Origin of the sequence: Brevibacterium sp. VCM10, assembly GCF_000583215.1 — a bacterium.
In the GTDB taxonomy this organism is placed as follows: domain Bacteria; phylum Actinomycetota; class Actinomycetes; order Actinomycetales; family Brevibacteriaceae; genus Brevibacterium; species Brevibacterium linens.
Genome location: NZ_JAJB01000022.1, coordinates 25,987 through 35,224 on the forward strand (window position 1 = coordinate 25,987; position 9,238 = coordinate 35,224).

At 65.7% G+C, this 9,238-nt stretch carries 8 protein-coding genes and 1 tRNA gene; 2 read left to right on the forward strand and 7 right to left on the reverse strand.

Annotated features, from left to right (window positions below; all coding sequences use genetic code 11):
* The 6 genes from AD89_RS0106360 to AD89_RS0106385 form a co-directional block, all read right to left on the reverse strand.
* Positions 1-1,605 carry a uroporphyrinogen-III synthase gene (locus AD89_RS0106360; RefSeq protein ID WP_025777772.1) on the reverse strand — a complete coding sequence of 535 codons (1,605 nt, stop codon included), beginning with the start codon at positions 1,603-1,605 and terminating at the stop codon, positions 1-3.
* The gene (hemA, locus tag AD89_RS0106365) at positions 1,602-4,079 is read right to left on the reverse strand and encodes a glutamyl-tRNA reductase (protein WP_025777773.1); all 2,478 of its coding nucleotides are present in this window, start codon (positions 4,077-4,079) and stop codon (positions 1,602-1,604) included. The genes AD89_RS0106360 and hemA overlap by 4 nt, the downstream gene beginning before the upstream one ends.
* A complete protein-coding gene (locus AD89_RS0106370) occupies positions 4,076-4,771 on the reverse strand; it encodes a redox-sensing transcriptional repressor Rex (protein WP_025777774.1) in 696 nt (231 codons plus the stop codon). Before AD89_RS0106370 ends, hemA begins: the two co-directional genes overlap by 4 nt.
* Before the next feature lie 27 nt (positions 4,772-4,798).
* Positions 4,799-5,044, reverse strand: coding sequence for a glutaredoxin family protein (locus tag AD89_RS0106375; RefSeq protein WP_025777775.1), 246 nt, complete (start codon positions 5,042-5,044; stop codon positions 4,799-4,801).
* A gap of 72 nt (positions 5,045-5,116) precedes the next feature.
* Positions 5,117-5,215 (reverse strand): 30S ribosomal protein bS22, encoded by a 99-nt coding sequence (locus AD89_RS19605; protein WP_009882927.1) that lies wholly within the window; start codon positions 5,213-5,215, stop codon positions 5,117-5,119.
* 252 nt (positions 5,216-5,467) lie between these two features.
* A complete protein-coding gene (locus AD89_RS0106385; protein ID WP_025777776.1) occupies positions 5,468-6,664 on the reverse strand; it encodes an acetoin utilization protein AcuC in 1,197 nt (398 codons plus the stop codon).
* 59 nt (positions 6,665-6,723) lie between these two features.
* On the opposite strand from AD89_RS0106385, the gene AD89_RS0106390 reads away from it, so the two are divergent.
* On the forward strand, positions 6,724-8,142 hold the full coding sequence (locus AD89_RS0106390; protein ID WP_051505115.1) for a TrkH family potassium uptake protein: 1,419 nt from the start codon (positions 6,724-6,726) through the stop codon (positions 8,140-8,142).
* Positions 8,135-8,797 (forward strand): potassium channel family protein, encoded by a 663-nt coding sequence (locus AD89_RS0106395; protein WP_025777778.1) that lies wholly within the window; start codon positions 8,135-8,137, stop codon positions 8,795-8,797. Before AD89_RS0106390 ends, AD89_RS0106395 begins: the two co-directional genes overlap by 8 nt.
* 223 nt (positions 8,798-9,020) lie before the next feature.
* Here the strand turns inward: AD89_RS0106395 and AD89_RS0106400 are convergent.
* Positions 9,021-9,091: transfer RNA gene (locus AD89_RS0106400), tRNA-Gly, on the reverse strand.
* Positions 9,092-9,238: the final 147 nt, after the last annotated feature.

Genomic DNA, 9,238 nt, shown 5'->3' on the forward strand with positions numbered 1-9,238 from the left:
TCAGGCCTTCCTTCTGCGGCGCTTCTGACTCGGACGCTGCGGGGAGATCCCGGCTTCCACGTCGTCGGCGCGCTGGGTGAGTGCGAAATCGACGAGTCCGTCGATGAGCGAGGTGAGGTTGGCTTCCTCGGCGAGGACGTCGACGCGCAGCCCGTGTTCGGCCGCGGTGTTCGCTGTCGCCGGGCCGATGCAGCAGATCACCGAGGTGGGTGCGGGTTTGCCGGCGATGCCGACGAGGTTGCGCACCGTCGATGAGGAGGTGAACAGGAAGGCGTCGAAATCGCCGGCCTTGATCGATTCGCGGATCGGCGCCGGCGGCGGGGACGCGCGGACCGTGCGGTAGGCGGTGACGTCGTCGGGGTCCCAGCCCTTCTCCAGCAGCCCGGCCACGAGCACCTCGGTGGCGATGTCGGCGCGGGGCAGCAGAACCGTGTTCATCGGGTCGATGTCATCGACGAAGTCCGGCCAGGCTGCGGCCAGGCCACGAGCGGAGTGCTCCCCATCGGGAACGAGGTCGGGGGTGATTCCCCATTCGACCAGCGCTGCGGCGGTACGGCCTCCGACGGCTGCGACCTTGACTCCGGCCATAGACCGGGAGTCGAGCCCGAAGTCTTCGAACCACATGCGCACCGCGCGCACGGCGTTGACGGAGGTGAATCCGACCCATTCGTAGGATCCGTCGACGAGGCCGCGGATCGCCTTCTCCATCTGGGTCGGTGTGCGCGGCGGCTGGACGGCGATGGTGGGCACGACGGTGCCGACTGCACCGAGTTCGGCCAGGGCTTCTGCCGTGGAGGTCCCCTGTTCCTTCGTTCGTGGGATGAGCACCTGCCAGCCGAAGAGCGGTTTGGATTCGAACCAGCTGAGTTCTCCTCTGGATTCCACTCCCTGTCCCATGATCACCACCATACGATCCGAACCTGTCTGCGCCATGGACAGCGCCTGTCTCAAGGTCGTCTCCACGCTTGTCTGCTCGACCGTGGAGATGCCCCACCCGAGGAGGACTTTCGTATCCTCGTCCCAGCCATCGGCGAGCAGTGCCTCGATGGCCTGTTCGTGAGCGGCGGCGCTGCCGGTGAGGACATGGGTGGTGTTGCGGTGGCGAGAGACGTCGACGTGGGTCTGCGGTCCGGCTTCGATGAAACGCACGGATCGGACGCGGTTGGTCGTCAGCGCGGTTCCGGTGTAGGCCGCGGTCGAGGCGGAGAGTCCGACTCCGGGCACGATCTCGACCTCAACCTGTTCCCTGCGGCAGACTCCGGCTTCCGCGGTCGTGGTGGTGAAGATGATTCCGTCGTCCGAGCTCAGCCGCACCACGGTCTTGTCCGGGCGGGCGAGTTCGGCCATGCGCCGGCCGCGGGTCGAGGCGGCGACTCCGAGGTCGGCGGCATCGATGAGCGTGGCGGCCTGCGGCACGTAAGCGGTGACGATCTCGGAGTGGACATCGGCGTCGTAGACGACGGTTTCGGCGGTGGCGAGGATTTCGGCGCCGCGCATCGTCATCAGACCCGATTCGCCGGGTCCGCTGCCGATGAAGACGACGCGCGGGGCTGCCGGCAGGAGTCGGCGCGGCTGCACCTGGCCCGTTGTCGGTTGGCTGTTCATCCCTGCTCCTGAACCTTGACTGGGGTGAGGTGATCGGCGCTGGCTGACGGATCGATGCCGAGCCTGCCCAGGAGGTCCTCGGCGGCGGCGGTACCGAGTTCGTCCGCGACTCGGGCCAGTTCCTTCTCGGTCACCGACAGCTGCTGCTCGCCGGCGGTACTCCAGTCGACGTCGAGGAGAGCAGGCAGTTCGGCGCTCTGACGGGTACGGGCGAGCTTGCCGTCATCATCGGCCATGACGGCGTCGACGATGAATTCGGTGCCTTGGATCTTCGCCAGCGCGCCGATGGGAGCCGAGCAGCCGGCTTCGGCGCGGGAGAGGATCGCCCGTTCGCAGGTCACGGCGAGGTCGGTCGTCTGGTCGTGGATCCGACGCAGAGCGGCCCGGACCTCGGCGTCGCCGTCGAGGATGTCCGCGGTGGTGGCGAAGGGACTGTCGGCGCTGCGTGTCTCCACCGCCAGTGCTCCCTGGCCGGGCGCCGGAAGCATGACGTCGAAGCCCAGCGAGTCGGTGGCCTCGGCGAGCCGACCGATGCGACGCACCCCGGCGGCGGCGAGGACGACTGCGTCGAGGCGACCGTCGCGGACGTGGGCGATGCGGGTGTCGACGTTTCCGCGCACACCCCGGACCTCGATATCGGGACGTGCCGCACGCAGCTGCACGGCACGACGCGGCGAGCCGGTGCCGATGACGGACCCGGCGGGAAGGTCAGCCAGACCGAGCCCGTCACGGCCGATGAGGACATCGGCCGGGTCGACGCGCGGCGGGATGGCTGCCATCTGGATTCCCGCCTCGGGGGTGGTGGGCAGGTCCTTGAGCGAGTGCACGGCCAGATCGATCTTGCCCTGGTGAAGGGCCTGCCGGACGGCGGAGACGAAGACTCCGGTGCCGCCGAAACCGGCCAGGGGCGACATGTTGACATCGCCCTCGGTTACGACCTCGACGATCTCGACGCGCCAACCGGTCAGAGCCGCGATCTGGTGGGCGATCGCCGTGGACTGGGAACGGGCCAGCTGGGACCGGCGGGTGCCCAGACGCACGGTGCGACCGCTGAAGTGTTCGGGTTCGACGATGTCGAGGGTGTGATCGGCGACCGGGCGGACGCCGTCGGCCTCGACGTGGTGGGCGCTGGCGGCCTTCGCGACCTTCGTCTCCGGAGCGGTTTTGGCGTGGGCGACCTTGTTGACCGGCAGGTCGAAGAGCTGCATGAGCGCCTGAGCGTAGTCGACCTCGGATTCGGTCACAGCGAGTTCCTTGACCTTCACGGTCGGGGTGTGGATGAGCTTCTCCGCCACTCGATGCAGGGACTTTCGGATCTCTGCGAAGGCCTTGTCGTCGACGGAGTCACCGAGCTTCTTCTCCAGGCGCTGGGTCTCGGAGGCGAGCACATCTTTGGCGTGGGAGCGCAGAGCGGTCACGGTCGGAGCGACCGAACGCTCCCTGTAGCCGGTGGCGATGTTCTCGAGCTCGGCGGCGATGATGGAGCGCACCTCTTCGACAGTGCTCACGACCTTCGCGTCGCGTTCCTTGTCGGACCCGCGCAGGAGTTCGCGGATCTCGCCGAGGCCGAAGAGGGCGACATGTTCGAACTCGCGGACGCTGGGGTCGATGTCGTGCGGCAGGGCGAGGTCGATGAAAGCCTTGTTCGCGGCGCCCTTGGGGTTCTGTGAGAGCCCGGCGACGATGTCGTCACGGCTGACCACGACTCCGCGAGCACCGGTGCAGGAGACGATGAGGTCGGCGTCGGCGATCTCTTCGGCCATGATCCGCGGGGTGAGTTCGCGCGCTCGTCCGCCCACCTCGGCGACGAGGCGTTCGGCCTTGTCGAGGGTGCGGTTGAGCACGGTGATGTGGGCGACGCCTTCCTTGTGCAGTCCGGACACCACGAGGCCCGACATGGCTCCGGCGCCGATGACCAGGGCATTGGCGGCGCGCAGGGAGCCGATGTGCGCGGCCGTTGCTTCGAGGCCGGCGCCGAACAGGGACCGCGCGACGTCTCCGAGGTCGGTCTCCGAATGGGCGCGCTTGCCGACCCGCAGCGCCTGCTGCAGCGCTTGGGAGAGTTCGGACGTCAGCGCCTTGTCCGACAGCGATTCCGTGAACGACGAGCGCAGCTGACCGAGGATCTGGGCTTCGCCGATGGCCATGGAGTCCAGCCCGCAGGCGACCCTGAGCAGGTGCTCCATGGCCTGATGGTCGTAGTGCGCGTAGAAGTGCCCGGCGATATCGGACCACTCTTTGTCGATCGAGGACACGAGTGCATTGCCGAGGTCGGCCAGTCCCCCGTGGAAGGCGGAGACATCGGCGATGAGTTCGAGACGATTGCACGTCGAGAGCACCGCGAGTCCTTCGACATTCTCTCCGGCCAGGGCGTCGCGGCGCAGAGTGCCGACCTCACCGGCGCCGAAGGCCATGCGATCTAGCATGTCGATCGGAGCCGACTGATGTGAAATGCCGAGAACCAAGAGAGTCAATTCCTGTGCTCCTCAAAACCAGGGTTGAGCGGTGCCGTGTCCAGCGCCGAATAGTATGCGAGTACTTGCAGCTCACTGGCCAAGTCGACCTGATGGACACGGACGGTATCCGGTGCGTCGAGCACGGTGGGTGAGAAATTGAGAATGCCGCGCACACCTGCTTCGACGGCCTTCTGGGCCGCCGCGGATGCCGCGGCTGCGGGGACGGCCATGACCACCAGGTCGATGTGCTCGGACCAGGCGGGCAGGTCGTCCAGGGAGGAGACGGTCAGGGCACCGATGGAGGTGCCGATCTTCTCCTCGTCGATGTCGAACACGGCGGTGAGTTCCAGACCGCGGCGCCGGAATCCGGCATAGTCGGCCAACGCCGAACCGAGGCGTCCGGCGCCGATGATGGCGACGCGCCGGTCGCGGTCGAGGCCGAGGAACGTCCGCAGGGTCGCGGCCAGCTCCGGACAGGAGTAGCCGACCCCGCGGGTTCCCGATCGCCCCAGCTGAGACAGGTCCTTGCGCAGAATCGACGGGGACACACCGCTGCGCGCGGCGAGGTCCTCCGACGAAATTGTGTCCTGGCCGGTGGCGGCGACCGTCTCGACGGTCTGCAGATAGATCGGGAGCCGGGATATCACGCGCTCGGGGACGTCCTTGCGAACGACACCCTCAATCCTGTTGGCGGACAGAATCTCGCCCACGAATCCGCCTCACTCCTTCAATCGATCTCATGCGCCCAAGGCGTCGAGCGCCTTGGACAGCCGATCCTTGTCGACTCGATGAAAACTGTGTTGTCGCCCGTTGAGGAGAACGACCGGAACATCCCAGCCGTACTGTGCGGCCAGATCGTCATCGGTGTCGATGTCGATCTCCGTCACGGTCACATCTCTGCCCGCGGCCACCTCGGTGACGGTCTGGAGCGCGTCAGCGCACAGATGGCAATCGACACGCGTGAGAAAGGTCAGGTCGACCATGGCCCACTCCTCATCGGGTGCAACAAACCCCGCCGAGAAATCACTCGAGCGGGGGCGTAGGACCGTCGGGTCTTACTTCTTGTTGCGACGCTGGTGACGTGTCTTGCGAAGCTGCTTGCGGTGCTTCTTCTTCGACATACGCTTGCGGCGCTTCTTGATGACTGAGCCCACTCGGGTACCCCTTGTGCTTGTCGGTGGAGGGTGAACTTCAGGTGCCCACCCATTGAACTAACCGTGCAATTCTATCGCTTGGCCGCCTGCTTTCCCAAAACTGTGTCCAGATCCACAACGGCCGAGCCAGACGATCCGCGCGACAGCGCGGATCGGGTTCGACTCAGAGGAGGTGAGCAGCAAAGCACAAGACGAGTGCGGGCGACGCGGGACTCGGTTCCGACCGGGGCGGCACCTCTCGACCGGCGCCGCTCAGTCGAAGTAGGGGTCGAGGGCGAAGAAGGGGAAGGTGTTCTTCCGGGTGCCCATCACGGCACGGTCGAGTTCCGCTTCGGGATCGAATCCCTTCGACCAGGGTTCGAAGGCTCCGTCGAATCCGTCGGTCATCGACAGCGGCGCCTCCCTTCCGGTCTTCGTCTGGGCGTAGGAGGCCCAGCGTCCGGGGATCCGTGCTCCGGGATCGATATCGAGTCCGGCGGCGACCGCCAGGAGATTCGTCCAGGCGCGGGGCACGACGTCGATGATCGCGTATCCCCCTCCCCCGACCGACAGCCACCGCCCGTCGGCGTGGTCGACGGCGAGATCGCGGATCCGTTCGGCAGCGGTGCGCATGGCGTCGACGCTCAGGCGCATATGGGTCAGCGGGTCCTCCCGGTGACCGTCGCAGCCGTGCTGGGAGACGATGACCTGGGGTTCGAAGGCGGCGACGATCTGCGGGACGGTGGCGTCGAAGGCGCGCAGCCAGTCCGCGTCGCCCGTGCGCGGGGGCAGTGCGATATTCACCGCCGAGGCGGCCGCCTTGAGTCCGCCGATATCGGCGGGGTACCCGGTGCCGGGGAAGAGGAACTTCCCCGATTCGTGGATCGAGATCGTGAGCACTCGAGGGTCGTCCCAGAAGAACGCCTCGACACCGTCACCGTGGTGGGCGTCGATATCGAGATAGACGATGCGCTCGTATCCGGCTTCGAGGAATTGGGTGATCGCTCCGGCTGCGTCGTTGTAGACGCAGAACCCGCTGGCCTTGCCCGGCATCGCGTGGTGCATTCCACCGCAGAAATTCACCGCCCGGCGATAGTCACCGGAGATGATAGCGTTCGCGGCGTTGACGCTGCCTTGGAACAGCAGCGCCGAGGCGGTGTGCATATTCTCGAACCCGGGAACATCCTCGGTGCCGATTCCGAACCTGTTCGCATCCTGCTCATCGAGGCCCTCAGCGGTGCCGGCCTGTTTGACGGCGGCGATGTAGTCGGGGTCGTGGAGGCGGGCGAGCTTGGCCTCATCGATCTCGCCGATGGGATTGACGTGGACGTTGTCCGCGTCGAAGAGCCCGAAGTCCTCGGCGAGCTTCGCTGTCAGGTCGAGCCTGAGAGGGTGCATGGGGTGGCTGGGACCGAAGTTGTAACCGGTCACCTCGTCGTCCCAAACGACATACACATCATTTTCGGCCATGCCCACCATGCTATATGGCGCAGCTCACTTGCGCCGATTCCGGGGCCACCGGCTCTACCATGGTGATTGTGTCCAAGAATTCCTCGCCGCGCCTCGATTGGCTGCTGAAGCCGGGCCGGTGGGTCCGTGACTTCGTCGACGACCTCGCCGTGGCCTCACCGGCACAACTGGCGATCGGGTCCTTCGTCGCCGTCGTCGCGGCGTTCGCGATCCTGCTGATGCTGCCGGCGAGCATGCGCGACCCCGGTTCAGTCGACCAGGCCACACACATCGCGAACTCGGTGTTCGTGGCGGTCTCCGCCGTGTGCGTGACCGGGCTGACCCCGGTCGTCACGGAGGAGTACTGGTCAGACTTCGGGATCTCGATCATCACCGCCGGCATCCAGGTCGGCGGTCTCGGAATCCTCACCCTCGCCTCGGTGCTGGGCATGGCTGTCTCCAGGAGGCTGGGAGTCCGGCAGCGACTGATCGCTCAGCAGGCCACCTCGGCGCTCAATCTGGGTCAGGTCGGCTCGCTGCTAAAGGCCGTGGTCATCACCATCTTCACCGCCGAATCGATCCTCGCGGTGCTGCTGTTCCCACGGTTCCTCATGCGCGGGGAATCGCTCGGCGACTCGATCTGGTACTCGGTGTTCTATTCGATCTCGGCCTTCAACAACGCCGGTTTCACCATCCACGAAGGCGGGGCGGCGTACTTCGCCTCCGATCCATGGATCCTGTCGCTGATCATGGTCGGCGTCTTCGTCGGGTCGCTCGGCTTTCCCGTCGTGCTCATGGTCACGATGTTCTGGAATCGGCCGAGCCGCTGGGATCTGCACACGAAGCTGACTCTGACGACCACGACGGCGGTCCTGGCCGTCGGGCTGCTGCTGCTGGCGCTGTTCGAGTCGGCGAACCCGGCGACGCTCGGCGACAAGAACGCCGGTCACACATTCATCGAAGTCCTGTTCATGGCCGTGATGCCGCGATCGGGAGGGTTCTCGACGATGGAGATCGCGGACATGAGCCAGGCGTCGCACCTGCTCATGGACCTCATGATGTTCATCGGCGGCGGATCGTCCTCGACGGCCGGCGGAATCAAGGTGACAACAGTGGCAGTGCTCATTTTGGCAGCATTCGCCGAGGCCAGGGGCCTGCAAGACGTCCACGTATTCGGTCGGCGGCTGACCTCCTCGACGATCAAACTGTCGATCTCGATCCTGCTCACGGGTGCGATGATCGTCTTCGTCGGCACGCTCGCAATGCTTCAGATCAGCTCCGAACCGCTCGATCGGGTCCTGTTCGAGGTGATCTCGGCCTTCGGCACCGTCGGGCTGAGCTCCGGAGTATCGTCATCCTCACCGAATCTCGGCCTCTATGTGCTGGCGGTGATCATGCTCATCGGCCGACTCGGTACGATTACACTTGCGGCTGCTCTGTCCATGCAGGACTCCGCCCGTCTCTACCGCTACCCCGAGGAAAGGCCGGTCGTTGGCTAACGAACACACCTCTATCCTGGTCATCGGACTGGGACGCTTCGGATCCTCGACCGCGGCGACTCTGGCCAAACTCGGTCGCGAGGTGATGGCCATCGAGCATAATCCCGAACTCGTCAAGGACTGGAGCGGCAAACTCACGCACGTCGTCGAGGCCGACTCGACGAACATCGACGCTCTGCGCCAGGTGGGTGCCGGTGACTTCTCGACTGCCGTCGTCGGCATCGGAACCTCGATCGAGGACAGCGTGCTGACCACGGCCAACCTCGTCGACCTGGGCGTGACGCAGGTGTGGGCGAAGGCCATTTCGCCGTCGCACGGCAAGATCCTCCACCGCATCGGCGCCCACCATGTGCTCTATCCGGAGTCGGATGCCGGCCGCCGCGTCGCTCACCTGGTCAGTTCGCGGATGATGGAGTACATCGAGTTCGACGAGGGCCATTTCGCCGTGGTGAAGATGCGTCCGCCTCGGGAGATCCAGGGCTTCACCCTCAGCGAGTCCGGTGTCCGCGACAAGTACGGAGTGACGATCGTCGGCATCAAGAGTCCCGGCCGCGACTTCACCTACGCCGACCCGACGACGCGGGTGGGCAAACAGGACCTGCTCATCGTCGCCGGGCACGTCGAGCTGCTCGGCCGTTTCGCCGGCCGCCCGTAGGCTGCGAGGCTTCGCCGCCCGCCGGCTGTGCGCGCGACTGGGGCGCCTAGACGGCTGCAGGAGGCTCTCCCGCCCTCCGACTTCAGGTCACCATCGGATACTTCCAGTGAAGAATAGGTCACCATCGGATACTTTCACGCGCGAAAAGTATCCGATGGTGACCTGAAGTTTGGGAATACCGCGTAGGCACCAAGAGATGTGCACACAGAACGGGCATCAAGAGAGCGGGCGACGGGAATCGAACCCGCGTCATCGGCTTGGGAAGCCGAAGCTTTGCCATTAAGCTACGCCCGCGCGTCACCGCTGATCAGCAGGTATCCACCAAGGCAGGACCCTGTGAAGACACGCCGCGATCGGCGACTCGACCCAGTCTACAGCTTCCCGCCTTCGCGAACGGCGACGGGGCGGCCTCAGACAGCCACAACCGCGTGTTCGAAGTGC

Coding starts and splice junctions, on each gene's coding strand:
- AD89_RS0106360 (WP_025777772.1), bottom strand. CDS start 1,605: ATGAACAGCCAACCGACAACGGGCCAGGTGCAGCCGCGCCGACTCCTG.
- AD89_RS0106375 (WP_025777775.1), bottom strand. CDS start 5,044: ATGGTCGACCTGACCTTTCTCACGCGTGTCGATTGCCATCTGTGCGCT.
- AD89_RS0106385 (WP_025777776.1), bottom strand. CDS start 6,664: ATGGCCGAAAATGATGTGTATGTCGTTTGGGACGACGAGGTGACCGGT.
- AD89_RS0106390 (WP_051505115.1), top strand. CDS start 6,724: ATGGTGATTGTGTCCAAGAATTCCTCGCCGCGCCTCGATTGGCTGCTG.